25 protein-coding genes and 1 pseudogene are annotated in these 25756 nt (G+C 74.8%); 9 read left to right on the plus strand and 17 right to left on the minus strand.

The window, feature by feature from the left end; genetic code table 11:
• Positions 1-228, minus strand: a pseudogene (locus tag IF01_RS49370) (sigma-70 family RNA polymerase sigma factor); the annotation flags it as partial.
• 534 nt (positions 229-762) lie between these two features.
• On the opposite strand from IF01_RS49370, the gene IF01_RS0128060 reads away from it, so the two are divergent.
• The 3 genes from IF01_RS0128060 to IF01_RS0128070 all read left to right on the plus strand — a co-directional run bounded on the left by IF01_RS0128060 (position 763) and on the right by IF01_RS0128070 (position 3217).
• Complete coding sequence (locus IF01_RS0128060; protein WP_030396350.1) at positions 763-1440, plus strand: hypothetical protein; 678 nt, start codon at positions 763-765, stop codon at positions 1438-1440.
• 215 nt (positions 1441-1655) lie between these two features.
• Positions 1656-2483 carry a DsbA family protein gene (locus tag IF01_RS0128065; RefSeq protein ID WP_030396351.1) on the plus strand — a complete coding sequence of 276 codons (828 nt, stop codon included), beginning with the start codon at positions 1656-1658 and terminating at the stop codon, positions 2481-2483.
• Between the two features lie 65 nt (positions 2484-2548).
• Positions 2549-3217, plus strand: a complete 669-nt coding sequence (locus tag IF01_RS0128070; protein ID WP_078880370.1) for a vitamin K epoxide reductase family protein — start codon at positions 2549-2551, stop codon at positions 3215-3217.
• A 36-nt stretch (positions 3218-3253) separates the two neighbouring features.
• Here the strand turns inward: IF01_RS0128070 and IF01_RS0128075 are convergent, their stop codons facing one another.
• The 3 genes from IF01_RS0128075 to IF01_RS0128085 all read right to left on the minus strand — a co-directional run bounded on the left by IF01_RS0128075 (position 3254) and on the right by IF01_RS0128085 (position 5421).
• Positions 3254-4351, minus strand: a complete 1098-nt coding sequence (locus tag IF01_RS0128075) for a serine hydrolase domain-containing protein (RefSeq protein ID WP_078880371.1) — start codon at positions 4349-4351, stop codon at positions 3254-3256.
• 98 nt (positions 4352-4449) lie between these two features.
• On the minus strand, positions 4450-4938 hold the full coding sequence (locus IF01_RS0128080; protein WP_030396354.1) for a GNAT family N-acetyltransferase: 489 nt from the start codon (positions 4936-4938) through the stop codon (positions 4450-4452).
• Positions 4939-5016: 78 nt separating this feature from the next.
• Positions 5017-5421 carry an ankyrin repeat domain-containing protein gene (locus tag IF01_RS0128085; protein WP_030396355.1) on the minus strand — a complete coding sequence of 135 codons (405 nt, stop codon included), beginning with the start codon at positions 5419-5421 and terminating at the stop codon, positions 5017-5019.
• 355 nt (positions 5422-5776) lie between these two features.
• On the opposite strand from IF01_RS0128085, the gene IF01_RS0128090 reads away from it, so the two are divergent.
• The 3 genes from IF01_RS0128090 (at position 5777) to IF01_RS0128100 (ending at position 8432) form a co-directional block, all read left to right on the plus strand.
• Complete coding sequence (locus IF01_RS0128090) at positions 5777-5971, plus strand: hypothetical protein (RefSeq protein WP_030306123.1); 195 nt, start codon at positions 5777-5779, stop codon at positions 5969-5971.
• 160 nt (positions 5972-6131) lie between these two features.
• On the plus strand, positions 6132-7769 hold the full coding sequence (locus tag IF01_RS0128095; RefSeq protein WP_078880373.1) for an FtsK/SpoIIIE domain-containing protein: 1638 nt from the start codon (positions 6132-6134) through the stop codon (positions 7767-7769).
• Between the two features lie 288 nt (positions 7770-8057).
• Positions 8058-8432, plus strand: a complete 375-nt coding sequence (locus tag IF01_RS0128100; RefSeq protein ID WP_030396357.1) for an RNA polymerase-binding protein RbpA — start codon at positions 8058-8060, stop codon at positions 8430-8432.
• Between the two features lie 218 nt (positions 8433-8650).
• Here the strand turns inward: IF01_RS0128100 and fxsA are convergent, their stop codons facing one another.
• The 5 genes from fxsA to IF01_RS0128125 form a co-directional block, all read right to left on the minus strand.
• On the minus strand, positions 8651-9232 hold the full coding sequence (gene fxsA / locus IF01_RS0128105; protein ID WP_030396358.1) for an FxsA family membrane protein: 582 nt from the start codon (positions 9230-9232) through the stop codon (positions 8651-8653).
• A 129-nt stretch (positions 9233-9361) separates the two neighbouring features.
• The gene (gene lnt, locus IF01_RS0128110; RefSeq protein WP_051756410.1) at positions 9362-11047 is read right to left on the minus strand and encodes an apolipoprotein N-acyltransferase; all 1686 of its coding nucleotides are present in this window, start codon (positions 11045-11047) and stop codon (positions 9362-9364) included.
• A 174-nt stretch (positions 11048-11221) separates the two neighbouring features.
• A complete protein-coding gene (locus tag IF01_RS0128115) occupies positions 11222-11680 on the minus strand; it encodes a GNAT family N-acetyltransferase (protein WP_030396360.1) in 459 nt (152 codons plus the stop codon).
• Positions 11681-11745: 65 nt separating this feature from the next.
• On the minus strand, positions 11746-13413 hold the full coding sequence (locus tag IF01_RS0128120) for an amidohydrolase (RefSeq protein ID WP_051756369.1): 1668 nt from the start codon (positions 13411-13413) through the stop codon (positions 11746-11748).
• 30 nt (positions 13414-13443) lie between these two features.
• The gene (locus tag IF01_RS0128125) at positions 13444-13884 is read right to left on the minus strand and encodes an Lrp/AsnC family transcriptional regulator (RefSeq protein WP_030396362.1); all 441 of its coding nucleotides are present in this window, start codon (positions 13882-13884) and stop codon (positions 13444-13446) included.
• A 275-nt stretch (positions 13885-14159) separates the two neighbouring features.
• Between IF01_RS0128125 and IF01_RS0128130 the strand changes: the two genes are divergently transcribed.
• On the plus strand, positions 14160-14612 hold the full coding sequence (locus IF01_RS0128130; RefSeq protein ID WP_037781425.1) for a hypothetical protein: 453 nt from the start codon (positions 14160-14162) through the stop codon (positions 14610-14612).
• 147 nt (positions 14613-14759) lie between these two features.
• Here the strand turns inward: IF01_RS0128130 and IF01_RS0128135 are convergent, their stop codons facing one another.
• Positions 14760-15923, minus strand: coding sequence for an acyl-CoA dehydrogenase family protein (locus IF01_RS0128135; protein WP_030396364.1), 1164 nt, complete (start codon positions 15921-15923; stop codon positions 14760-14762).
• A 212-nt stretch (positions 15924-16135) separates the two neighbouring features.
• On the opposite strand from IF01_RS0128135, the gene IF01_RS0128140 reads away from it, so the two are divergent.
• Together IF01_RS0128140 and IF01_RS0128145 are read left to right on the plus strand one after the other, a co-directional pair.
• On the plus strand, positions 16136-16900 hold the full coding sequence (locus tag IF01_RS0128140) for a uridine kinase family protein (RefSeq protein ID WP_233290316.1): 765 nt from the start codon (positions 16136-16138) through the stop codon (positions 16898-16900).
• Between the two features lie 288 nt (positions 16901-17188).
• Positions 17189-19477 carry an AAA family ATPase gene (locus IF01_RS0128145; RefSeq protein ID WP_030396366.1) on the plus strand — a complete coding sequence of 763 codons (2289 nt, stop codon included), beginning with the start codon at positions 17189-17191 and terminating at the stop codon, positions 19475-19477.
• Positions 19478-19573: 96 nt separating this feature from the next.
• On the opposite strand, the gene IF01_RS0128150 is transcribed toward IF01_RS0128145, so the two are convergent.
• The 7 genes from IF01_RS0128150 to ribH form a co-directional block, all read right to left on the minus strand.
• On the minus strand, positions 19574-20557 hold the full coding sequence (locus tag IF01_RS0128150; RefSeq protein ID WP_030396367.1) for an NAD-dependent epimerase/dehydratase family protein: 984 nt from the start codon (positions 20555-20557) through the stop codon (positions 19574-19576).
• 155 nt (positions 20558-20712) lie between these two features.
• On the minus strand, positions 20713-21759 hold the full coding sequence (locus IF01_RS0128155) for a hemolysin family protein (RefSeq protein WP_030396368.1): 1047 nt from the start codon (positions 21757-21759) through the stop codon (positions 20713-20715).
• Complete coding sequence (locus tag IF01_RS0128160; RefSeq protein ID WP_030396369.1) at positions 21756-23105, minus strand: hemolysin family protein; 1350 nt, start codon at positions 23103-23105, stop codon at positions 21756-21758. Before IF01_RS0128160 ends, IF01_RS0128155 begins: the two co-directional genes overlap by 4 nt.
• A gap of 247 nt (positions 23106-23352) precedes the next feature.
• On the minus strand, positions 23353-23787 hold the full coding sequence (locus IF01_RS0128165) for a PH domain-containing protein (protein WP_030396370.1): 435 nt from the start codon (positions 23785-23787) through the stop codon (positions 23353-23355).
• A 124-nt stretch (positions 23788-23911) separates the two neighbouring features.
• Entirely contained in the window at positions 23912-24760 is an 849-nt protein-coding gene (hisG, locus tag IF01_RS0128170) for an ATP phosphoribosyltransferase (protein ID WP_030396371.1), read from the minus strand.
• 93 nt (positions 24761-24853) lie between these two features.
• A complete protein-coding gene (locus tag IF01_RS0128175; protein WP_030306151.1) occupies positions 24854-25126 on the minus strand; it encodes a phosphoribosyl-ATP diphosphatase in 273 nt (90 codons plus the stop codon).
• 120 nt (positions 25127-25246) lie between these two features.
• Positions 25247-25717 (minus strand): 6,7-dimethyl-8-ribityllumazine synthase, encoded by a 471-nt coding sequence (gene ribH, locus IF01_RS0128180; RefSeq protein ID WP_030396372.1) that lies wholly within the window; start codon positions 25715-25717, stop codon positions 25247-25249.
• Positions 25718-25756 lie beyond the last annotated feature (39 nt).

Below are 25756 nucleotides of genomic sequence, written 5' to 3' on the forward strand. Positions count from 1 at the left end.
GGTGAGGGTGGCGGTCGGAGCGGGGGGCGGGGGCATGGGCGGGGGCTGCGCCGTCCAGCTGGGCGCGGTCTGCGGCTGCGGGGCCGAGGGGGACGGTTCGGGTCCCGGCCGGAGGGTGACGGCGGCGTGCGGCGGGAGCGGCGGCGGGGCGAGCTTCGCGGGCTGCCGGGTGACGGCCGGGGTGGTGGGGGTGGTCGGGACGGTGGCGGTGGTGGGCGCGGTCCGCACGGGCGACGGTGCGGCCGACTCGGGGGACGTGGCAGCGGACGGCGCGGCGGGAGCCGGAGCGGACGGCTGGGCGGACGGCGACGGCGACGGCGACGGCACGGAGGGCGCCGACGGCGAGGAGGACGGCGCGGGCCAGGGCGTGGAGGACGGTGAAGGAGACGGCGACGGGCAGGGCGTCGCGGAGTGCGAAGGGTGCGGGGAGTGCGAAGGGTGCGGGGGATGCGGCGGGAACCACGGCCACGGCGGCCAAAGCCACGACGGTGACGGCACCGCGGGCACCTCCGGCACATCGGGCGCCCCCGGCCCCGGGCCATGGGCATAGTCCATCGCCCGATTGTCGGACCGTCCCACCGACCCCGTCAGCAGCTGACGGCCCCTCACCCGCAGCCGGGCCGTCAAACCCATCGCCCCGGTGAACTCCCCACCCCCGGACCGCGAACGGACGACCGATGCGGGACAATCTGTGCGCCGATCCGGCCGCCGGCCCCGACGCACCCTCGTGCCCGGCGTAAGGGCCGTGACATACTCCCGATCGTGACGACCTCCACCCACGCGACGAGGGCCCTGCGGGCCGCGGTGTTCACCGCGCTCGCCGTGCCGCTGTCCGCGCTGGGCCAGGTGGTGATCACCGGTCGCCCGCTGCCGCTCACCCTGGTGATGGTCGCGACCGCCGTCGTCTTCCTGGTCGCGGCCGTACTGGCCGGCGGGGAGCGGCGGTTGACGCAGATCGCGGCCGTGCTGGTCCCGGTCGAGCTGCTGCTCAACACGACGTTCAATCTGGGCCAGACCAGTTGCGGTCCGGTCCTCGGCGCCGACCTCCCCGCCCGCGGCATGAACCTGCTGGTCTGCGGCGGCGGCTCGGTGGACGGGTCGTCCTTGCTCTACGGCCAGTTGGGGCACTCCGGGCGGTTGGCGCCCGCGGCCACCCAACTGCTGCTCCTGCTGGTGCACCTGGTGATCGCGCTGGCCGCCGCTGCCTGGCTGCGGCTGGGTGACGCGGCCCTGTCCGGCCTGGTGCGGGCGCTGCGCGCGCTGCGCCAGGCGGTCGCCGCGCCGCTGCGCGCGCTGGTCGCGCTGCTGGTCCCGGCACCGGCCCGGCCGGTGCTGCGGGTGCCGCTGCCGGTCCCGGACCGCCGCCGCCCGCACCGCGAGGACGTGGTGCTGAGTCCGGCGCCGCGCCGCGGCCCGCCGCTGCTGGCGCTCGCCCGCTGACGACTCCCTGACGACTCCCTGACGACTGCCCCGTGACGGGCTCGCAGGTGTCCGGGGTGTCCGGCGGGCGGTGCGCGACTCCGCCTCCAGTCCAGTAGTCCCCTCCGGCCCGTACCTGCGCCGGCGCCCCCGCGCGCCCGCGCCGTACGCCGTGCGCCGGGGTAGGGACACCTCCGCGCGCCCCTGGGCGCGCCCCATTACGGAGTTGAACCGACATGGCTCACCCCAACCAGAAGCCCTCCCGCAAGCAGGCCCAGAAGATCAGCGCCCGTGAGCGCATCCAGGAGGCGCAGCGCCTGGAGAAGCAGGCGAACGCGCGCCGCCGGCGGATAGTCGTCAGCGTCTCGCTCGTGGTCGGTCTCGCCCTGGTCGGCGGCACCGCGCTGGCGATCAGCACGGCCGGCGGCGACAGCAAGTCCTCGGCGGCGGACGCGGTCGAGCCGACCGCGATGGTCGTCCCGGCGAACACCTCGGGCGCGGACGGCACGGTCATCACCTACGGCAAGGCGGACGCCGCGCACACCCTCCAGGTGTTCGAGGACTTCCGCTGCCCGGTGTGCAAGAACTTCGAGGCGGCCAACGGGGACGCGGTCCGCAAGCTGGCGGAGGACGGCACGGTCAAGGTCGAGTACCACCTGGCCGCGTTCCTGGACAAGAACCTCGGCGGCAAGGGTTCGCGCACCGCGCTGGCGGCGATCGGCGCCGCGGTGAACGAGGGCGTGGACAAGTTCAAGGCGTACCACGACGTGCTGTACGCCAACCAGCCGGACGAGCGCGAGGACGGCTTCGGCGACGTCAACCACCTGCTGGAGCTGGCCGACAAGGTGCCGGGTCTGAAGTCGGACGCCTTCGTCAAGGCGGTCACGGACCGGACGTACGCGCCATGGGCGAAGAAGGTCGCGGACGCGTTCAACGACAGCGGGGTGACCGGTACCCCGACGGTGAAGGTGGACGGCAAGCCGCTCACGCTGTTCAGCGGCAACAAGGCGCTGACGGCGGAGCAGTTCACCGCGCAGGTGAAGCAGGCCGCGGGCTTGCAGTGAGCACCACCGGCCCGGCCGATCTCCCGGCCGGGCCGGCCCCTTCCCCATCCACGGAGTGCTCTGCCATGACCGCATCGACCGCTCTGCCGTCCCACTCCTCCTCCCGTCCCGCTGCCTCCGGTCCGGCCGTGCCCGCTCCGGGGCCGGTCGGCGCGGGCCGCGCGTTCTCGCTGTTCGTCCTGCTGTGCGCCCTGGTCGGGCTGGCCGCCTCGGCGGTGCTGACCTTCGACAAGCTCCGGATCCTGGAGGATCCCTCCTACATACCGAGCTGCAACATCAATCCGGTGATCAGCTGCGGTTCGGTGATGCGCACCGCGCAGGCCGAGGTGTTCGGCTTCCCGAACCCGCTGCTGGGGCTGGCCGCGTTCGGCGCGCTGGCGGCGGTCGGCGCGGGTCTGCTGGCGGGGGCCGCGTACCGGCGCTGGTTCTGGCTGGGGCTGCAGGCCGGGACGCTGTTCGGGGTGGGGTTCACCCACTGGCTGATCGTCCAGGCGCTGTACGACATCGGCGCGCTGTGCCCGTACTGCATGGTGGTCTGGGTGACGGTGGTGGCGCTGTTCTGGTACACGACGCTGCACAATCTGCGGTCGGGGGTGATCCCGGTGGGGCCCCGGCTGCGGCCGGTGGTCCGGGAGGCGGCCCGCTACCACTGGGCGCTGCCGGTGCTGTGGGCGGCGGTGATCGCGCTGCTGATCCTGAACCGGTTCTGGTCGTACTGGTCGACGCTGCTCTGACCTGCGGCGCCACTGCAGGCACGCCCCGCCGGGCCGTCAGCCGAGGACGGCCCGGCGGAAGGCGTTGCGCAGGTCGGTGAGCGGCCGGAAGTCGCGGTCGTAGTGGACCTTGTTGGTGAGCAGCAGTGCCCAGCGGCCGCGGCGGCGGGAGATCCAGATGCCGGTGCCGGTGAAGCCGTAGTGGACGAAGGTGCCGGCGGCGGGGTCGGTGCCGGCGGCGCAGAGCCAGGACAGGCCGCGGGCGGGGGCGAGGCCGCCGGTGTGGACGCGCAGGGACTCGGTGATCCAGGGTTCGCCCCAGGGCAGTCCGGCGGGTGGGGCGAGCAGGGCGGTGAGGAAGCGTTCCAGGTCGCGGGCGGTGGAGAAGGCGCCGGCGTTGCCGGAGACGCCGCCGAGCAGCCGGGCCGAGGGGTCGTGCACGGTGCCGCACAGGATGCCGCCGGCGGTGCGCTCGTACTCGGTGGGGGCGGTGCGGTGGGCGTTGTCCGGGCTGAGCGGGCCGTAGTGGGTGTCGGTCATGCCGAGCGGCTGCCAGACCTGCCGGGCGGCGAGCCGGTCGAGCGGTGCGCCGGCGAGGTCCTCGACGAGGTGGCCGAGCAGGACGGCGGCCCGGTCGGTGTATTCGACGGCGGCGCCGGGCGGGCGGTGCAGCGGGGCGGCGAGCACGCCGGCCCGGATCGCGGCCGGGTCGTCGCCGTAGAGTTCGGCGAAGCGGGTGCGCAGCGGCATTCCGGCGGTGTGGGTAAGGAGTTGACGGATCGTCACGGCGCCGACGGGGTGCCGGGCGGCCGGGGCCCAGAGGTCGGCGAGGGGGCGGTCGAGCGGGAGCCGGCCGGCCTGTCGGAGGGCTCCGGCGCACGGCCAGAGGGCGACGATCTTGGTGATGCTGGCCAGGTCGAAGAGGGTGTCGTGGTCCATCTCCCGTGCGGCCCAGGCGCCTTGGCCGAGGGGGCCGGTCCGGCCGCGGGCCCGGACGCCGCCGGCGTCGCCCACCGACCAGACGCCGCCGGTCCCGGCGGTGCGCAGGCCCTCGGCCACCAGGCGGGCCAATGGGCCGTCGGGGTCGGCGAGTTCTCCGAGGTCACCGTCTCCGGTGGTTCCGGCGCGTTCGGAGGGCAGTACCGGTCCGGTCATCCGCGGTTCTCCCCCGCCCGTCGCCGGCCGTCGGCCGGCGCCCCTCCCGAGGGGGACCGACCGGTCCCCCTCGGGAGGCTACCCGGCCCGAGCGCGGGTCAGACGGCGGACGCGCCGTCGAACTCCTTGCCCAGGCAGATGCTCTGCGGGTGCTCGCGGTAGATGCCGAACTTCTCGATCGCCGCGTACCCCTCGGAGGCGTACAGGGCGATGGCCTCGGGCTGCTCGGTGCCGGTCTCCAGGACGAACCTGGTCCGGCCGGCGTCGGCGGCGGTCCGCTCCAGGTGGCGCAGCAGCGTGCGGGCCAGGCCTCGGCCGCGCGCCTCGGGTCGGACGAACATCCGCTTCAGTTCGGCGTCGCCGTCGCGGATGCCGAACGGCGCCGCCGACTTGGCGCGCCAGCCGCCGCAGGCGACCGGCCGGTCGTCGAGGTACGCGATGACGAAGAGGCCGGCGGGCGGCTCGAAGTGGTCGGGGTGCAACTGGGTGATGTCGCCCTCGCCGTAGCGGACGACGTACTCCTGCTGGACCTCCGCCGTGAGGAGCTGGGCGTCGGGGTGCCCGAAGCCGGTGACGCGCAGCTCGATGCGGTCACCCGTACGGTCGTGTGCGAAGGTTCCGCCGGTGGTGGTGCTCTCCATGGTCGTCAAGCCTACGACTCTCGCTCAGCCCGCCTCCGCCCGCCCCTCGAACCGGGCGAGCAGAGCCGCCTTCTCGAACATCCGGGCGGTGTCCACGGCGGACGGGGTGCCGGCGGCGGGGTCGGCGCCACCGGCGAGCAGGGCGTCGAGGACGTCGTCGTTGCCCTTGAAGACGGCGCCGGCGAGCGGGGTCTGGCCCCGGTCGTTGGCCCGGTTCGGGTCGGCGCCGCGCTCCAGCAGGGCGGTGACCGCGTCGGCGTGGCCGTGGTAGGCGGCGAGCATCAGCAGGGTGTCGCCGCGGTCGTTGGTGAGGTCGGCCGGGGCACCGGCGTCGACGTAGGCGGCGAGGGTGGCGGAGTCCCCGGCCCGGGCGGCGTCGAAGAGCTTTCCGGCCAGGGCGATCACGTCGGCGTCGGGGGTGTCGGTCATGTCTCGGCCTTTCTCCGCGGCGCGGCCCGGATCGGGGCCGCGCCGGTGTGGTCGGTGGTCGCGCCGGACGCACCGTAGCGCACGACACGCGGGCGGGAAGGTTGCGCGCCCGTTCGGGGGAACTTTGCACCACCCCCGGAAGCTTCCCGCCCGGGGGCCGGGAATGGCTCGGCACGCCGGAAATGCGGCACCCCCGGGCCCCGGCGGGGTCGGTTCGCACACCGCCGTCCGGGTCACAAGGTGGGGCATCTCCGGAGATCCACCCATTTGCACCGTTCCATCATCTATTACTTTTTGTCACGATTATGGCACTTTCCGTGACACTGTCCCCGTCCCCTCCTTCGAGGAGCAGAACGTGATCCTCTCGATTTCCGGCATCGTCCTGTTCGGCACCATCACATTCCTCTTCTTCCGCAGGGACGGACTCAAGGTCTCCCATGCGATCGTCTGCGCCCTTCTCGGTTTCTACATCGCCGGCTCCTCGATCGCGCCGAGCATCACGGCGGGCGGCGCGACCCTCGCCAGCCTGCTCGGCGGCATCAAGTTCTAGCGGGGCTCTTCCGCCCTACGGGCCCGGGCGCGGATCCCACCGCCCCGGGCCCGGTCGTTCCCGCCGGAGCCGCCGGCGGACCGGCCGCTGCCGCCACCGGACCGGCCGTCGCCGCAAGCCCCGTTCCACCCGACCGTCCCACTCGCCCGGGGAGCCAGGAATGCCGCTCAACCGCCACCACCTCAACAAGGGCCGCGACCTCGCCCGCACGGCCGGCGACCACGCCTCCGACATGTTCGCGCCGCTCACCGTCGTCGGCCGGGGGCTGCGCCACCACGTCGGCTGGGCCAAGGCCCGCTGGCAGGCCACCCCGAAGGAGCGGCGCGGGCCGACGGTGTTCCTGGTCGCCGCGATGCTGGTCGGCATCTTCCTGCTGCCGCACGGCCTGCTGTTCGCGCTGGTCGCGCTGATGGCCAGCGCCGCCTGGGCCGGGCGCGCGCCCAAGGCCCCGGCGGCCCCGCCCGAGCCGGACGTCGCCGAGGTCAAGCTCACCGCCCTGTACGCGGCGCTCACCCCGTACCTGGCCGGGCCGGACGAGCTCGCACCGCTCTACCACCACGAGGGCAGCTGGAAGAACGTCTTCACCGGGTGGGAGTTCGACGCCGAGGGCCGCCTCTCCCGGCTGGAGATCGCCTACCCCGCGTACTTCACCGACACCGAGCCGGCCGCCCGGGCCCGGATCGAGCAGGTCGTCCAGGGCAAGGCCGGCCGGGCCCGGGAGTACCGCTTCGACTGGGACGAGGAGACCAACCGGCTGCGGATCGCCGCCCTGGCGCCGCTGCCCACGGACATCGCCGCCCAGCGCTTCGTGGCCGCGCCCGGCGAGATCGTGCTCGGCTTCACCGACGAGGACGGCAGCGCCAGGACCATCCCGGTGCAGCAGGGCGGCATGCCCGCCCAGCAGCCGCCGGTGGTCTGGCGCACCGGCCCGCGCTCGGCCGAGCCGCACCTGCTGGCGCTCGGCGTCAGCGGCTACGGCACCTCCAGCCTGATCCGCTCGATCGCCCTCCAGGTCCTGCCGTACGCCGACCTGATGGTGATCGACGGCGCCGGCACCGGCGAGCACGCCTGCCTGGTCAACCGGCCCGGCGTGCACACCGTGGAGACCAGCCTGCACGGCGCGCTGGCCGCGCTGCACTGGGCGGCCCAGGAGACCGAGCGCCGGCTCACCGCGCTGAACGCCGCCCGGCACGCGGGCGCCGCGCCGCCCGCCGACGTCACCCGGCCGCTGTGGCTGCTGCTGGACCACCCGACCGAGCTGACCGAGCTGGCCCACGCCGAGGGCCGCCCGGACCCGCAGGACCTGCTGGAGCTGCCGCTGCGGCACGGCCGCGCCGCCCGGGTCACCGTGGTGGTCGCCGACGACATCGAGGCGCGGGACCGGATCTCGCCGAGCGTCCGGGCCACCGCCCGGGCCCGGGTGGTGCTCGGCCCGGCCGGCCCGGAGGAGAGCCACGCCGCCCTCGGGGTGCCGCTGGACATCGTGCCCGCCGCGCACGCCCCGGCCGGACGCGGCTACGCCCGGATCGGCACCGGCGCCCCGGTCCGGCTCCAGCTGCCGGCCACCGTCGACCCCCTGGACGAGGAGGCGCCGGCCGCGCTGCGGGACGCCGTGATCACCCTGCTGCCGCACCGCGACACCCGCACCGAGGCCCCCGCGCCGGTCCCCTCCGCGCAGCCGCTGCCGGTGCACCCGGACGGCCTGCCGACCGTCGCGGTGGAGCTCGATCCGGCCGCGCACGCCGGGGTGGACCTCGCCAAGGGCCCGGCCGCGCTACGCTTCCGCCCACTCGCCTGACCTGCGGCCGTACATCCGAAGGGGAGGGGCGGCTTCCGCCGTCGAATCCCGGCCCGGTACGCTCGTCGGGGAAAGGCCGACCGATCACCAGATGTGAAATAGGTGACACCTGGGGTGATATCACCGGCCAGATGTGACAAATCGGGCGCCGGTGGGTACAAACAGGGACGGCACAACAGACGACGCATGTCCCGGGACGGGAATCTTCGTCGGAAGCCGAGCGTTGACCGAACGACGAAGAACAGCGACCACTAGTCCTGTGGGCCATAAGCCCGGGAGGCACGATTCATGAGCGAGCGAGCTCTCCGCGGCACGCGACTCGGGGCCACTAGCTACGAGACCGACCGCGGTATCGATCTGGCTCCCCGCCAGACCGTCGAGTACGCATGTCAGAACGGACACCGATTCGAGGTTCCTTTCTCGGTCGAGGCCGAGATCCCCTCCGCCTGGGAATGCCGCTTCTGCGGCCAGGAGGCGGTACTCCTCGACGGTGACGAGCCCGAGGAGAAGAAGACCAAGCCGACGCGTACCCATTGGGACATGCTGATGGAGCGCCGGACCCGTGAGGAGTTGGAGGAGGTGCTGGCCGAGCGGCTGGCCGTGCTCCGCTCCGGTGGGATGAACCTCGCGGTACACCCGCGGGACACCCGCAAGAGCGCCTGACCCCGCTCCCGCCGACCGGCGGGGGCACGCGAAAAGGGACCCTGGTCACCAGGGTCCCTTTCGCGTTTCCGCCGGCAGGCGCCTCGCGCCCGTCAGCCACTCGCACCGGGTACAGCTGACCGCTGCTCGTACCGGGTGCACGTGACCGTCGGCCGGGTGCACGCGGCCGCCGGCGCTCCGGAACAGGAGCACCGGCGGGCGGGCGCCGACGGGCGGGGTCAGCCGTTGAGGGGCGGACGGTAGCCGGTGTCCGGGCCCTGCGGTCCGGCGGCCGGACCGGCGCCCGGCTCGACCACCTCGCCCTGGATCACCTTGCCGTCCGGGCGGTGGATCCGCAGCTGCTCCTGCAGCCGCATCGCGTCCGCCAGCGGGTCGGTGCCGGCGGTGGCGGCGGAGCGCAGCACCTTGTCGGCCGCCCGGCGTCCGGCCGCCCGCCACAGCGCGCGGGTCGGCGGGAACAGCAGGGTCAGCGCCAGCCCGTCCGAGAGGAAGCCGGGCAGGATCAGCAGCAGACCGGCCAGCACGGTCAGGCTGGTCCCGGTCTGCGGCTGCTCCGGTCGCGGGTCGCGGGTCTGCTCGAAGGCCGCCGACAGGGCGCGGGCGCCGGCCCGCTTGATCAGCGAGCCGCCGATCAGCGCGCCCGCGATCAGCAGCAGCACCACGGTCAGGCCGCCCAGCCAGGAGCCCACCTGCACCAGCAGCCAGATCTCCAGCACCAGCCAGGCGGTCAGCAGCAGCGGCAGCGCGCGCCGTAGCTTCGAGCGCGGGGCCGGACGGGTGGGGGTGTCTTGCCGGGTCACGGTACGAATCCACTCCATGCGGTGCTCTGCGCGCCGCACGGGAGGTCCGGGCCGGCTACGGCACCACCTGGTCCAACGGTCGGCCGGCGGCCGGTGTTCCACCGGGCGCGGGCCCGGTGGAACAGCGGGTCACTCGCCGGGGGTGGGCGCGCCGCCGCGGGCGGTGGTGCCGGTCTCCCCGGCGGTGGTGGTGCCGGCGTCCCCCGCAGCGGTCGTACGGCGGCGGCGGGTCAGCAGCACGCCCCCGGCGCAGGCCAGCAGGCCGGCCACCGCGAGTGTCCACTCGGGGGCGGCGCCGACCCGGTCGGCGACGGTGGTGCCGTCGCGAAGCGGGACGGTCGCGATCAGCTCGGCGGCGGTCAGCTCCTCGGTGCGCTGGACGACCTTGCCGTCCGGGGCGATGACCGCGCTGATGCCGCTGGTCGCGGCGATCAGCACCGCGCGGCCGTGCTCGACGGCGCGCAGCCGGCTCATCGCGAGCTGCTGCTCCGGCTGTCCGGTCTTGGCGTAGGTGGCGTTGTTGGTCTGCACGACGAGGACCCGGGCGCCCTGGTCGACGGTGTCGCGGACGATCTCGTCGTAGGCGACCTCGAAGCAGATGACGTCGCCGATCCGGGCCGGGCCGAGCTGCATGACGCCGTTGTGGTCGCCGGGGTAGAAGTCGCGGGCGACCCGCTGGAGGCGGGTGATGACCTTGGAGAGCTGGTCACGGAAGGGCACGTACTCGCCGAACGGCACGGGGTGCTGCTTGGTGTAGGAGGCGCCGGGGCCGGTCTTCGGGTCCCAGACGATGCCCTCGTTCTGCACGTGCTGCTCGTCGGGGCCGTCGACGAGGGTGCCGACCAGGGTGGGCACGCCGATCGCGCGGACGGCCTCGTCGATCCGCCGGTAGGCCAGCGGGTCGGAGAACGGGTCGAGGTCGGAGGAGTTCTCCGGCCAGATCACGATGTCCGGCTTCTCGGCCCGGCCGGCCCTGATGTCCTCGGCGAGCTTCTCGGTGGCGGCGGCGTGGTTGTTGAGGACCATCATCGGGCGGCCGAGGAAGTCCATGCCGGGGTTGGGCACGTTGCCCTGGATGACGGCGACCTTGACGGTGTCGGCGGGCGCGGTGGGCACCGGCACCAGGAACCCGGCGAGCATGGTGGCGACGGCGCCGAGCGCGGCGAGCGCGGCCGCGACCGGGCGGCGGTCGGTGCCGCGGCCGGTGGCCCGCACGGCGGCCCAGGCGAGCAGGGTGCCGGACAGGGCGACGGCGAAGGTCACCAGCGGGGCGCCGCCGAGCGCGGCCAGCGGGGTGAACGGGGTGGCGGTGTTGGCGAAGGCCAGCCGGCCCCAGGGGAAGCCGCCGAGCGGCAGCCGGTCCCGGGCCCACTCCTGGGTGATCCACAGGCAGGCGCCCCAGAGCGGCCAGCCGGGCAGCCGGGAGGTGACGGCGAGGCCGGAACCCAGGGCGGCCAGGAAGAGCGCCTCGACGACGGACAGGCCGACCGTGGCGTCCCAGCCGACCACCCGCAGCCAGCTGAGCAGCATCAGGAAGAACGGCAGGCCGAAGGCGAAGCCGGTCCAGGCGGCCTGGCGGACGGTGCGGCCCCGGGTGAGCAGGGACAGCGCGGCGACACCGAGCAGGGACAGCGGCCACAGGTCGAACGGCGGGAAGGCCAGCGCGAGCAGCAGCCCGGCGAGCGCCGCCAGTCCGGTGCGGGGCAGGCCGGCCCGGATCCTGGCGAGGGCCCGGGCGCCGCGGCCGGGGCCGGGACCGGGTTCCTCGTCGGGGGTTTCGGGTGCGGTACCGGACCGCTCCTGGGTGACGGGCATGACCACCGTCGCACCATCTCTCTCGACGCCGTCCCGCTGTGGTGTACCGGGACGGCTGTTCGGACGCTGTCCGAAGAAGGTACCCCGTCCGGACACCCCGCCGTGAGGTGAGGGTCGCTTTGCGCCGTCCCGCCGGGCCGGCGCGGCGGCCCGGCGGGCGTCGCCCCGGCCCGGTCAGCGCGGGGCGTACGTCACCTCGGCGAACGGCCAGGCGGTGGCGAGCCAGTCGGAGACCGCGCGGTGGAGCGGGGCGTCCAGCTCGGCCCGGTCGGCGCGGACCCAGGAGCTGGCCTCGGCGGCGCCGGGCCGTTCCTGGTCCGGGTAGAGGTAGACGCAGCCGACGACGGCGTCGCCGGGCACGGCCAGGACGCTGTAGGTGAAGCCCCGGCGGGCCTCGAAGTCGGCGGCGTGCCGGCGCAGGTCGGCGAGGTTGCGGTCGAGGTCCATGCCCTCGGCCGGCGGCCAGGTGCCGTCTCCGAAGCCGGGGGTGGCCCGGATGTGCGCGACGCTGCCGGTCCAGGCGGCGTGGTCGGCCTCGTTGTGCTGCTCGCCGAGGGGTTCCAGGCGGAACCCCTCGGCGTCGAGGGCGCGGGGGACGGTGAAGTCGGCGGGGACGAACGGCTGATCGGTCATGGGCGCCAACCTACGGCGGCCGGCCCGCTCCGATCATCCGGTTTTCCGCCGGTTCCGGTGCCGGTCTACGCGCCGGTGGCCGCACCGGTGTCCGTGCCGGTGGCCGTGCTGCTCACGGCCTCGGCGAGGTGGACGGTGCGGCCCCGGACCACGGTGCGCAGGCAGGTGGGCAGCGGGTGGCCCGGGGTGAGGTCGGGCAGGCCGGGGGTGCCGGAGCGCGGGTCGGTGGACCAGCCGGCCACCCGGTCGTCCGGGGCCTGGACGACCAGGTCGGTGGCGGCCCAGATCGCGTAGCTGGCGACCGCGCCGGGGACGAGCACGCCGTCCTGGTCGCGGCCGACCGCCCGCCAGCCGCCCCGGGTGTGGGCGGTGAACGCGGCCCGGACCGAGATCCGGTGCTCGGGGGTGCGGTGGAAGGCGGCGGCCCGGACGGTGCCCCAGGGGTCGAGCGGGGTGACCGGGGCGTCCGAGCCGAAGGCCAGCGGGACGCCGGAGCGCAGCAGCGCGGCGAACGGGTTGAGCGCGGCGGCCCGCTCGGCACCGAGGCGCTGCACGTACATGCCGTCCGGGCCGCCCCAGGCGGCGTCGAAGGCGGGCTGCACGGAGGCGGTGAGGCCGAGTTCGGCGAAGGCGGCGACGGTCTTCTCGTCGAGGGCCTCGGCGTGCTCGACCCGGTGGCGCAGCGCCCGGACGCGGTCGGCGCCGACCCGGTCGCCGGCCGCCCGCACGCCGTCCAGGACGGCGGCGACCGCGGCGTCCCCGATGGCGTGGAAGCCGGCCTGGAGGCCGGCCTCGGTGCAGGCGGCGACGTGGTCGGCGACCTGGGCGGCGGTCAGGTAGGAGGTGCCGGTGTGGGCGGCGTCGGCGTAGTCGTGCTGCAGGCAGGCGGTGTGCGAGCCGAGGGCGCCGTCGACGAAGAGGTCGCCGCCGGCGCCGACGGCGCCGAGCCGGCGGGCGGTCTCGACGCCGCCGTGCTCGGCGAGCTCGCCCCAGTAGCCGAACACCTCGGGGCCGTCGCCCTCGGCGGCCAGCTCCAGCAGGGCCGTGAGGTCCTGCTCGGAGGAGATCTGGGGGCCGGCGCACTCGTGCAGGGCGCCGATGCCGAGTTCGGCGGCGCGGGCGAGGGCGGCGCGCTGGGCGTGGCGGCGCTGGGCGGGGGTGAGGCGGGCGAGCGCGGTCGCGCGGACGGCGTGGTGGGCGTCGCGGGTGAGCGGGCCGTCGGGGTGGTGGCCGGGCCGGTCGGCGAGGCCCTCGGTGAGGTCGCGCAGCGCGGTGGTGGCGAGCGCGGAGTGCACGTCGGTGCGGGAGAGGTAGACGGCTGCGCCGCCGGCGGCGGCGTCCAGTTCGGCGAGGGTCGGCGGGCGGCCCTCGGGCCAGCCGGTCTCGTCCCAGCCGTGGCCGATGAGGACTCCGCCGGGCTGCTGACGGGCGGTGAAGGCGGTGACGGCGGCCAGGGCGGCGGCCAGCGAGGGGGTGCCGGTGAGGTCGAGGCCGGTGAGCGCGAGGCCGGTGGCGGTGGCGTGCGCGTGGGCGTCGACGAAGGCCGGGGTGACCAGGGCGCCGTCGAGTTCGACGATCTCGTCGGCGGTCCGCGCGTAGGCCTCGGCGGCACCGTCGCTGCCGACCCAGGCGACGTGCTCGCCCTCGACGAGCATGGCGGTGGCGAAGGGGTCGGCGGGGCTGTAGACGGCGCCGCCGCGCAGCAGGACGGTCCGTGAGGTGCGTTCGGTCATGGGCCAAGTCTGCACCCCGCGGAGGGCCGGTCAGAGCCTCGGGGGGCGGGCCTCGTAGGGGGTGGAGAGGACGACGGTGGTGCGGGTGGAGACGCCGGCGGCGCTGCGGATGCGTGCCAGCAGGTCCTCCAGGTCGCCGGGGGCGCCGACGCGGACCTTGAGGATGTAGTTCTCCTCGCCGGCGACGCTGTGGCAGGCCTCGATCTCGGGCAGGTCGGCCAGCCGCTCCGGTGTGTCGTCGGGGGCGCTGGGGTCGAAGGGTTTGACCGAGATGAACGCGGTGAGCGCGAGGTCGACGGCGTCGGGGTCGATGATCGCGGTGTAGCCGCGGATCACCCCGCGCTGTTCGAGGCGGCGCACCCGCTGGTGCACCGCCGAGGTGGACAGGCCGGTGGCCTTGCCCAGGTCCGTGTAGCTCATCCGGCCGTCCTGGAGAAGCAGTCGGACGATGCGTTGATCGAGATCCTCCACAAGGCGCAAACCTACCCCCTCGTGGGCGCGCGGATCGCGGCGGCGGGGGGCGCGGGCGGCGGCGGACCGGGGGCGCACGCGGGACCGGGAGGGGGCGCGGAGCGGCACCCGGCGCGCCCCGGAGTGCCGTACGGGCACATGCCGGACGAATGTGGCGAAGGACACACCCGGTGCATCACAGTGCGCCGAACTGCAGGGTTATGAGTCCGCGTCGGCGGGAAATGCTGGTTGTGGCCCCGGGCGACCACGCCGGGCCCGATCCGAGGGGGATCACCATGCGCGTTACCGACCAGCGCCCGACGGGCGCGGACGACGCCCACGATACGACCGACCGCGAGGACCTCGCGGTCCCCTACGACGCCGCGCCGGGGGTGGATCCGGGCGAGGCCGAGCCGTGGGAGACCGTCCGGGTCGACTGCCCGTCCTGCCGGCGTCCGATCGCCCTGGTGGGCGACGAGGCGCGGCTGCCGCAGCACGCCGTGCTGCCCCGGGCCTGGCACCCCTTCTCCCCCACCCTGTGCCCGGGCTCGGGCACGCCGACCGACGACCTGGCCGAGGTGGAGTGCGCCGAGGAGGCCGACTCGGCCGGCCTGGCCGCGCTGCTCGCGCTGCCGGGCGAGCACGACTGGCGCACCCAGCCGTTCTCGCACGCGCTGGTGCACCGCCCGGTCCGCTCGGGCTCCGCGCCGGTCATTCCGGAGCAGCGCGGCCGATTCTCCCGGCGCTGAGCGCCGGCCGCGCGCCCGGGCATCGCGCGTCGGCCCCGATGATCGGCAGAACGGCCCCCGGCCACGCTCCGCACCCAGGAGCGACGCCGGGGGCCGTTCGCGTGCCGCCCGCCGGGCCCCCGGGAGGGGACTGCGGCCGGTCGGCGGTCAGCCCTTGGTGAGGTGGCGGCCGATCACCAGGCGCTGGATCTGGTTGGTGCCCTCGACGATCTGCAGCACCTTGGCCTCGCGCATGTAGCGCTCGGCCGGGAAGTCCTGGGTGTAGCCGTAGCCGCCGAGCACCTGGACGGCGTCGGTGGTCACCCGCATCGCGGCGTCGGTGCAGAACAGCTTCGCCATCGCCGCCTCCTTGGAGAACGCCTGGCCGGCGTCGCGGCGGCGGGCGGCGGACAGGTAGAGCGCGCGGCCGGCCTCGATCTGGGTGGCCATGTCGGCGAGCATGAAGGACAGGCCCTGGAAGTCGGCGATCGGCCGGCCGAACTGGTGGCGCTCGCGCGCGTAGTCGACGGCGGTGTCGAGCGCGGCCTGGGCGACACCGATCGCGCAGGCGGCGATGCCGAGCCGGCCGGAGTCCAGCGCGGCGAGCGCGATCTGGAAGCCCTGGCCCTCGCTGCCGATCAGCCGCTCCCGGGAGACCCTGGCGCCGTCGAAGTGCAGCTGGGCGGTGGGCGAGGACTTCATGCCCATCTTGTGCTCGGGCGGGGCGGCCGACAGGCCGGGCTGGGTGCCGGGCACCAGCAGGCAGCTGATCCCCCGGGCGCCCTCCTCGCCGGTGCGCACCAGGGCGCTGTAGAAGTCGGCCTGGCCGCCGTGGGTGATCCAGGCCTTGGTGCCGCCGACGACGTACTCCTCGCCGTCCAGGTCGGCCCGGGTGCGCAGGGCGGCGGCGTCGGAGCCGGACTGCGGCTCGGACAGGCAGTAGGCGCCGAGCTGCTCGCCGGAGAGCATCCCGGGCAGCCAGCGCTCGCGCTGCTCGTCGGTGCCGAAGGTGGCGAGCGCGTGGCAGGAGAGGGTGTGCACGCTGACGCCCAGGCCGACGGCCAGCCAGCCGGACGCCAGCTCCTCCAGCACCTGGAGGTAGACCTCGTACGGCTGCTCGCCGCCGCCGTACTTCTCGTCGTAGGGGAGGGAGAGCAGGCCGGCCTCGCCGAGCGTGCGGAAGACCTCGCGCGGGAAGCGGCCGGCGGCCTCGTCCTCCGCGGCGCGCGGCTTCAGCTCACGCTGGACGAGGTCCCGGGTGAGGTTCAGGAGCTCGCGGGCCTCCTCGCTGGGCAGCTGGCGGTCCACGGACTTCGCGGGGGAGGTGGTCATAGCGGCTGGTCGCCTCCTCGGTCGTGCGCCGGGCCCCGGGGTGTGGTCGGGCCCGCGCAGGGTGTGGCAGCCTCGGCCGGGCGGCACCGGATCGCGGTGAACGGCCGTTCACAGGCATGGCGATGCGAGTATGCCTGATCAGGGCGCCGCCGTCACGGGCAGGACTCGAACACTGTCCGGACCGGCGCGGAGTCCGCCGTAGGGTTGACGTTGTGGCTTCTTCCGAGACTTCCGCCGCCCCGGTAATGGGGCCCGTCACCCGGTCCGTCGCCCGGTCCGTCGTGCGGCCCGGCGCGCGGCCCGTGGTGCGGCCCGGCCCGGGCGGACCCGCGGCGTCCCCGGCGGCCTCCGACGCGCCGGCGGCCCCCGACCAGCTGGCCGCCCTCGCCGCCGAGCTGCGGGCGCTGCCGCCGTCCTGCGGTCCGGTGCGGCTGGTCGCGGTGGACGGCCACGCGGGCTCGGGCAAGACCACCTTCGCCGCCCGGCTGGCGGCCGCGCTCGGCGGCGCCCCGGTGGTGCACCTGGACGACCTGGCGACCCACGCCGAGCCGTTCGGCTGGACCGAACGGCTGCGCGGCCAGGTGCTGGAGCCGCTCGCGTCGGGCCGGGACGCGGAGTACGAGGTCTACGACTGGACGCTGCGCCGGTTCGCCGGGACGGCCGCGGTGCCGCTCGCGCCGGTGGTCCTGGTCGAGGGGGTCGGCGCCGGGCGGCGCGCGGTGCGGCCGGAGCTGGCCCGCCTGGTGTGGATGGAGCTGGACGCTGCGGCGGCCCGGCGGCGGGGCGAGCGGCGGGACGGTCCGGGGCTGGCGGAGTTCTGGGCCGGCTGGGCGCTCGCCGAATCGGCACATTTCGCCGCGGACCCGAGCCGCCCGCACGCCGGCACCCTGGTCGACGGGGTGACCGGGCGGATCGCGCCGGGCACCGTCGGTGAACCTTCAACCATGCCCTTGACCTGCGACGTCGCCAGGAAATAAGTTCTCCCTCGTTCGCGGAATTGTTGATTCCGCAACTTCGGACCCGGCATCCCCGGCTTGTTCCCCCGTGAGCCGGGGATGCCGTCCGACTCCCCCGCCCCGGGGCCGGCCACCCCTCAACGGCCCTCCGCCCGATCGCTTTTGACATCGTGCGGCACCCTTCCGGATCAGCGCCGCGCCGGTACGATTCCAGGCAGGCGCATATGCGCCCCGTGGGCAGACGACCACCGGCGGGTCCGCACACCGCCGCACCGGCCGGGCCCCGAGCCACATCGCGGGGGGCGTTGAGTGGAGAGTTCCGACAGCAACACCGCGGGCGGCCCGGCTCCGAACCGGCTCGCCGACCGCGCCTGGCTGCGTGCCATGGACGCCTACACGGCCGGGGCGTACACCCGGGCCGAGGAGGAGTTCCGCGCCGCCGTCCGGCTCGACCCCGGCATGGCCGACGCCTGGCTCGGCCTGCACGCGCTGCGCAGCGACACCTCCGGCGCGCTGCTCGCGATGCACCGGCACCGGGAACGCTTCGGCGAGCAGCGGCGGCGGCACGGACGCCCGCTCAGTTCCTGGTACTGGCTGGGCTGGTGGGTGCAGCCGGTACTGGAGACCGGCCGGGACCTGGCCCTCGCGCACGCCTCGCACTGGCTGGACGGACGCCACCTCACCGAGCTGGACCACGCCCTGGAGCAGTGCCCGGCCCCCGCCGAGGACCCGTCCGCGCGCTTCCTGCACGCCTGCCGCTCCTACCTCCTCAAGGACTGGGAGCAGCTGATCCGGGACACCGACCGGCTGCTCGACGACCCGCTGCTCGGCATCGAGGCCGGGCTGTTCGCCGGTATGGCCCGGGTCCGGCTGGACATGTGCGCGCAGGCCCAGCCGCCGCTCGCCGCCTCGCTCGCCCGCTGCCGCTCCGAGCAGCCGCAGCGCAAGGAGCTGCGCTACTGGCTGGCCCGCGCCTACGAGGGCGCCGGGCGCAGCGCGGCCGCGCTGCCGCTGTACCGGGCCGTGCACCGGGCCGACCCGGCGTTCATGGACACCGCCGCCCGGCTCGCGGCGATCTCGGCGGAGGACGGCCTCGCGGACGCCCTGCTGGACGGCGCCGGGATCGGCGGCCGGGACGCGGGGCGCGGGGCGGAGGACGACGCGATCGACGCGGCGCTGCTGGACGCGGCCGTCCTGGAGCAGGCCGGCTTCGAGGCGCTCGGTGCGGGCTCGGAGTTCGGCGCGAGCGCGGAGTTCGGGACGGGTGCGGAGTTCGGGACGGAGCAGGCGGAGTCGGAGCAGGCGACGGCCTTCGCGGGCGCCGAGCTGTCCGGTCCGGAGTTGCCGCCGGGCGCCGAACCACCGGGTGCCGAGCTGTCGGGTGGCGAGCTGCCGGGAGCCGGTGCGTTCGGCGGGCCCGGGTTCGCGGACCCGTTCGGAAGTCCGTCTCCCGGCGGGCCGGTCGAGGCCGACAACGACGAGGCGGACGACGGCCACCCGGCCCTGCCCACCTCGGCCGGACCGGGCAGCGGCACCGGCACCGGCGGCACCGGCGGTACGGGCGGTACGGGGAACAGGCCCGGCGGCGGAGCGGGCGCACCGCCCCCGCTGGTCGGCAACGGGCGCTCCGGCTCGACCGCCCCGCAGCCCGCCGCCGCCTCCCCGGCCGCCGCGGCGGCACGCGGCGAGACGGCGCTGGCCCAGGCGGCGAGCACCAGCGCGATGTCCGAATGCGACGACCACCGGGCCGAGTTGGACGCCGCGCTGGCCGAACTCTCCCGGATGGTCGGCCTGGAGCCGGTCAAGCGGCAGGTCCGGGCACTCTCGGCGCAGCTGCGGATGGCCCGGCTGCGCGCCGAGCAGGGCCTGCCGGTCCAGCCGCCCAAGCGGCACTTCGTCTTCTCCGGCCCGTCCGGCACCGGCAAGACCACCGTCGCCCGGATCCTCGGCCGGGTCTTCCACGCCCTCGGCCTGCTCTCCGGGGACCACCTGGTGGAGGCCCAACGGGCCGACCTGGTCGGGGAGTTCCTCGGCCAGACGGCGGTGAAGGCGAACGAGCTGATCGACTCCGCGCTGGACGGCGTGCTCTTCATCGACGAGGCCTACAGCCTCTCCAACTCCGGTTACAGCAAGGGCGACGCGTACGGCGACGAGGCCCTGCAGGTGCTGCTCAAGCGGGCCGAGGACAACCGGGACCGGCTGGTGGTGATCCTGGCCGGCTACCCGGAGGGCATGAACCGGCTGCTGGCCACCAATCCCGGGCTCAACTCCCGCTTCACCACCCGGGTCGACTTCCCCAGCTACCGCCCCGGCGAGCTGACCGCGATCGGCGCGGCGCTCGCCGGGCAGGACGGCGACGGGTGGGACGAGGACGCGGCCGAGGAGCTGGCCTCGATCTGCACCCATGTGGTCCGTGAGGGCTGGATCGACGATCTCGGCAACGGCCGCTTCATCCGCACCCTGTACGAGAAGTCCTGCGCCTACCGGGACCTGCGGCTCACCCTGCTGCGCGAGCCGCCCGGCCGGGAGGACCTCGCCACGCTGCGGCTGCCGGACCTGCTGCAGGCGTACGGCGAGCTGATCGACGGCCGGGGCTGAGGCCGGGCCGGACCCGGCCCCGCCCGGCCCGGCCCGCTCGTCGGGCTCGGACTCGGACTCGGGCACGGGCGCGGCCATGGGTTGCGGCGTCGGTCGTCAGCCGCCCAGCGCCGCGGCCTCCAGCTCCGGGTCCAGGCCGACGGTCGGCCGGTCCGGGCGCTGCGGCGCGGCCCCGCCGATCGACCGCAGCCACGCCCAGGTGTCGGCCACCGTCTCCGCCGCCGGTCGGCAGCGCAGCCCGGCGGCCAGCGCCTTGCTCACGTCCGCGCCGTGCACGGTGTCGTACAGCTCGCCCGGCGGGACCCAGAACGGCAGCTGGACCCACGGGGCGATACCGGCCTCGGCGATCGCCTCCGGCGCCGTCCAGCGCAGCTCGGGCTCGGCGCCGGTGGCCTTCGCGCAGGCCTCCAGCAGCTCGCCCATGGTGCTGTGCCCGCGCGGGCCGACCAGGTCGTACGGGCCGCCGAGGCCGGCCGCGACCGCGTCCAGGGTCCAGATCGCGAGGTCGCGGACGTCGATGAACTGCACCGCGAGGTCGCGCGGACCGGGGGCGAGCACCGGGCCGCCGCGGGCGATCCGGCCGAGCCACCAGGGCAGCCGGCCGATGTTCTCGTACGGTCCGACGATCAGCCCGGCCCGGACCAGCAGCGCCCGGTCGCCGAAGGCGTCCAGGGCCGCCAGCTCGCCGCCGCGCTTGGACTCCGCGTAGGGCATCTCACCGTCGTCCGGCGAGCCCTCGACCAGCGGGGCGCTCTCGTCCGCGCCGGCCGGCGTCGGGTACGCGTACACCGACCGGCTGGAGACGTACGCGTAGCGCCCGACCCGGCCGGCCAGCAGGCGGGCGCTGTCGCGCACCGCCGACGGGGCGGCGGACCAGGTGTCCACCACCGCGTCCCACTCCCCCTCGGCCAGGGCCGCGAGCCCGCCCTCGGCCGTCCGGTCCCCGTGCAGTACCCGGGCGCCCGCCGGCGCGGCGTGCGTGCCCCGGTGGAAAACCGTCACCTCCCAGCCCCGCTCCAGTGCCGCCTCCGCGACGGCCCGCCCCACGAATTCCGTCCCACCCAGCAGGAGAAGTCTCATGCCGACCACCCTGCCCGGCGAGGGTCCGCAGCGGAACGCCCCCACGCTCAGAGCGGAATCGCCGAGAGCGAAGCGGCCCCGGGAACCCCGGGCGGAACCGGGGTTCCCGGGGCCTCCCGGGGTGTGCGCGGGGCCGCGCGGGCGGCCCGGGCGGCCTACGCGGCCGAGCGGTGGTCCGGGTCGTGCACCTCGCCGACCAGCTCCTCCAGCACGTCCTCCAGCATCACCACGCCGAGCGTCCGCCCGTCCTGGTCGAGCACGGCCGCGAGGTGGCAGGTGGCCCGGCGCATCGCGCCGAGCGCGTCGTCCAGCGGCAGGGTGCCGCGGAGCACGGTGATCGGCCGCCACAGCCGGGCCGGGACGGGCACCGACGGGTCGTCGACCTCCAGGATGTCCTTGAGGTGCAGGTACCCCAGGTAGCCGTGGCCGGCCGGGTCGCCGTCGGTGACCGGGAAGCGCGAGAAGCCGGTGCGCAGCGCCAGCTCCTCGACCTGGGCGGCGGTCACCTTGGTGTCCACGGTGACCAGCTGCTCGGGGGTGAGCAGCACCTCGGTCAGCGGGCGGCGGCCCAGTTCGAGGGCGTCCTCCAGCCGCTCCTGGCGGTCCTTCGCCAGCAGTCCGGCGTCGCCGGAGTCGGCGAGCAGGTAGATCAGCTGCTCGGTGGTGAAGACCGACTCGACCTCGTCCTTGCCCTCGACCTTGAACAGCCTCAGCACGCCGTTGGCGAAGGCGTTGAGGAAGGCGATCACCGGGGCCAGCCAGCGGGCCAGCCGGTCCAGCGGCGGGCCGAGCCAGAGCGCGGCCTTCTCCGGGCCGGCCAGCGCCATGTTCTTGGGCACCATCTCGCCCATGACCATGTGCAGGTAGACCACGACGGCCAGCGCGATCCCGTAGGAGAGCGGGTGCATCAGGCCGGCCGGGACGCCGAGCGCGTGGAACGGCCCCTCCAGCAGGTGGGCGATGGTCGGTTCGGCGAGCGCGCCCAGGCCCAGCGAGCAGACGGTGATGCCGAGTTGCGCGGCGGCGAGCATCGCGGAGACGTTGGACAGCGCGTGCAGCACGGTGCGGGCGCGCTTGTTGCCGGCCTCGGCGAGCGGTTCGATCTGGCTGCGTCGCACCGAGACCACGGCGAACTCGGCGCCCACGAAGAAGGCGTTGCCGAGCAGCAGGACGAGGGCGACGGCGAGTTGGAGCGCGGTCATCGGGTGCGGCCCTCGTCCTCGGTGCTGTGCGGGTGGTCGTGCCCGGCGGTGCGTTCCACCCGGACCCTGCTGGTCCGGTGGCGGTCCACGGCCTCGACGGTGAACCGCCAGCCGGGCAGTTCGGCCCGGTCGCCGGGGGCGGGCAGCCGGCCGAGCAGGTCGGTGACCAGGCCGGCCAGCGTCTCGTAGGGGCCCTCCGGGGCGTGCAGGCCGATGGCCTCCAGCTGGTCGAGCCGGGCCCGGCCGTCGGCCGCCCAGACGGGCTGTCCGTCGACCGGGGGCAGCGGCAGCAGTTCGGGGCGGTCGGCCGGGTCGTGCTCGTCCTGCACCTCGCCGACGATCTCCTCGACGATGTCCTCGACGGTGACCACGCCGGCGGTGCCGCCGTACTCGTCGACCACGATGGCCATCGGCTGGAGGCGGCGCAGCTGGTCGAGCAGCCGCTCGGCGGGGAGGCTCTCGGGCACCAGCAGCGGCGGGACGGCGAGGTCGCCGACCCGGACGGTGCCGCGCCGGGCGGCGGGGACGGCGAGCGCGTCCTTGAGGGTGACGGTGCCGGTGACCTCGTCCAGGGTGTCGGTGTACACCGGGAAGCGGGACAGGCCGGTGGCCCGGGTGAGGTTGAGGACGTCGGCGGCGCTGGCGTCCCGCTGGAGCGCGGAGACGTCCACGCGGGGGGTCATCACGGACTCGGCGGTGAGGTCGCCGAGGCCGAGGGTCCGCACGAACAGGGTGGCCGACTCCTCGTCTATGGCGCCGGCCCGGGCGGAGTGCCGGGCGAGCGAGACCAGCTCGGCGGGCGTGCGGGCGTGGTCCAGCTCCTCCTGCGGCTCGATGCCGAAGGCGCGCACGGTGCGGTCGGCCGAGCCGTTGAGGACCCGGATCAGCGGGCGGCAGGCCCGGGAGAACGCCATGTGCGGGGCGGCGACCGCGCGGGCCACCTGGAGCGGGCGGGAGATCGCCCAGTTCTTCGGGACGAGCTCGCCGATCACCATCTGGACGACGGTGGCGAGCAGCATGCCGAGCACCACGGAGACGCCGCGGGAGGCGCCGGCGGAGAGGCCGACGGCTTCGAACAGGGGCTTCAGCAGGGTCGACAGCGCGGGCTCGGCGAGCATGCCGACGACCAGCGAGGTGACGGTGATGCCCAGCTGGGCGCCGGAGAGTTCGAAGGAGAGGTGGCGCAGGGCCCGGGAGACCCGGCGGGCCTTGGCGTCCCCCGTGGCGGTGGCGCGCTCGACGGCGCCGCGCTCCACGGTCACGAAGGCGAACTCGGCGGCCACGAAGAGGCCGTTGGCGAGGATGAGCAGGAGGGCCGCGAGAAGCAGCAACCAGGCCGTGATCACAGTGCCGCCTGCCGTCCGTCGGTCGGAGGGTGGGCGGCGCAGGTACTACCGGACGGATCGTCCATGGACGGGGAGTGTCACTCCTCAGGTCGATTTCGGGCAGGGCAATGCCTTTGCCCCGCTTTTGCCAGCGTAGACCATACCCGTGCGAGGGTCGGATTCACGTTCGGGCGCGGCCGGACGTCGGATTCCGGTCACCGGGCGCCGGTCACCGGGCCTCCGCCGACGGGCGTCGGTCGGCGGCTGTTCAGCCGCCGTGCCGCGCGACCAGGTCGCGCAGGGCGCGGGCGTCGGCGATCGCCTGGTTCCGGCCCACGCCGGGCTGGATGCCGACGGCGGCCAGCGAGGTGCCGTCGGCGAGGTCGAGGGAGGCCCACGGGTCGCCCTGGCGGAAGTTCACGCCGACGATCTCCGCCCAGGCCAGCCGACGGCTGCGGACGAAGTTGACCACGGTCACGCCCTCGGCGTCGGCGCTGACCCGCGGCCGCGCCAGCATCAGGCCGACGGAGGCGAAGAGCAGCCCGCTGAGCGCCATCATGATCCGGTCGTTGAGCTGCCAGTTGGCCGGGAGGGCGACCGCGATCACGGCGAACAGCACGACCAGCACGACGCAGACCGGCAGCAGCACGGCGCGGGTGCGGCGCGGGGCCCAGGTGACGGGGAACTCGGCGGGGGTGGACACGAGGGGCTCCGGGGTGGTTCGAGGGGTGGGGCGGTCGGACGGCGAACGGGGTCGGACCACGGAAACGGGGTGGGGCGCCGACGGCGGCCCCACCCCATTCAACCGGTGCTTATGCCGGCGCCGCTCAGAGGCGGCAGGCGTGGATGTTGGTGACCAGGATCGCCCGGGCGCCGATGCCCCACAGGTCGTCCATGATCTGCTGGGCCTCCTTGCGGAGCACCATCGAGCGGACGGCCACCCAGCCCTCGGTGTGCAGCGGGGAGACGGTCGGCGACTCCAGGCCCGGGGTCAGGGCGACGGCGGCGCCGACGTTCTCGGCGCGGATGTCGTAGTCCATCAGCACGTAGCGGCGGGCCACCAGCACGCCCTGCAGCCGGCGCAGGAACTGGTCGACGCGGGGGTCCTCGCCGGCGCCCTTGGGGCGGATCACCACGGAGTCGGAGATCAGGATCGGCTCTCCGAACACCTCCAGGCCGGCGTTGCGCAGGCTGGTGCCGGTCTCCACCACGTCGGCGATCACATCGGCGACGCCCAGCTGCACCGCGGTCTCCACCGCGCCGTCCAGCTTGGTGACGGTGGCCTTCACACCGCGGTCGGCCAGGTGCTGCTCGACCAGGCCGGTGTAGGAGGTGGCGATCCGCAGGCCCTCGAGGTCCGCGACGTCCTCGACCGCCGCGCCGACCGGGCGGGCGAACCGGAAGGTCGAGCCGGCGAAGCCGAGCGCGAGCACCTCCTCGGCGTTGGAGTGCGAGTCCAGCAGCAGGTCCCGGCCGGTGATGCCGACGTCCAGGCGGCCGGAGCCGACGTAGACGGCGATGTCGCGCGGGCGCAGGAAGAAGAACTCGACCTGGTTGCCCGGGTCGACCAGCACCAGTTCCTTGGAGTCCTTGCGCTGCCGGTAGCCGGCCTCATGGAGCATCTCCGCCGCGGGACCCGAGAGCGAACCCTTGTTGGGCACGGCGATGCGCAGCATGGAGGTCAGTTCCTTACCTGTTCGGTGTGGGTGGGGTTTCCGGGCGGCCGGGGCGGACCGGTGGTCCGGGCGGCCGGTCGGAGGTCCGGCGGTCTAGAGGTACTTGTAGACGTCGTCGAGCGTCAGCCCGCGGGCGACCATCATCACCTGAAGGTGGTAGAGGAGTTGCGAGATCTCCTCGGCGGTCTGCTCGTCGGACTGGAACTCGGCGGCCATCCAGACCTCGGCGGCCTCCTCGACGACCTTCTTGCCGATCGCATGGACGCCCTGCTGGACGAGCTGCGCGGTACGGGAGGACGAGGGGTCGCCGGTGGCGGCCTTCTGCTGGAGCTCGGTGAAGAGCTCCTCGAATGTCTTCGAAGCCATGATGGGACTCACCATACGGCGTGCGGGCGGACCGGCGGTAAACAGTTCCGGACCGTGGACAGTCCGGTGGACGTCCACGGTCCGGGTGGCGCTCCGGCCGATCGGCCGGAGACCGGCCCTCTAGAGGGCGCGCAGCGCGAGGGCGGTCGCGACGGCCGCGGTGACCGCCTCGTGGCCCTTGTCCTCGGTGGAGCCGGGCAGGCCGGCGCGGTCCACCGCCTGCTGCTCGTTGTCGCAGGTCAGTACGCCGAAGCCGACCGGGACGCCGGTGTCCACGGAGACCTGGGTGAGGCCCGCGGTGGCGGCCTGGCAGACGTAGTCGAAGTGCGGGGTGCCGCCGCGGACGACCACACCGAGGGCGACCACGGCGTCGTAGCCGCGCTCGGCGAGGCGCTTGGCGGCCACCGGCAGCTCGAAGGTGCCGGGGACGCGCAGGACGGTCGGCTCGGCGACGCCCAGTTCCTTGAGGGCGCGGTGGGCACCGTCGAGCAGGCCGTTCATCACCTGCTCGTGCCACTGGGCGGCGATCACGGCGACCTTGAGGTCGGCGGCGTTGTCGATGGTCAGCTCGGGGGCTCCGTGGCCGCTCATGTGCGGTGCCTTTCGGTGGTTCGGGTTGCTGGTTGCGGG

The sequence above is a fragment of the Kitasatospora purpeofusca genome (assembly GCF_000718025.1).
GTDB classification, from domain to species: domain Bacteria; phylum Actinomycetota; class Actinomycetes; order Streptomycetales; family Streptomycetaceae; genus Kitasatospora; species Kitasatospora purpeofusca.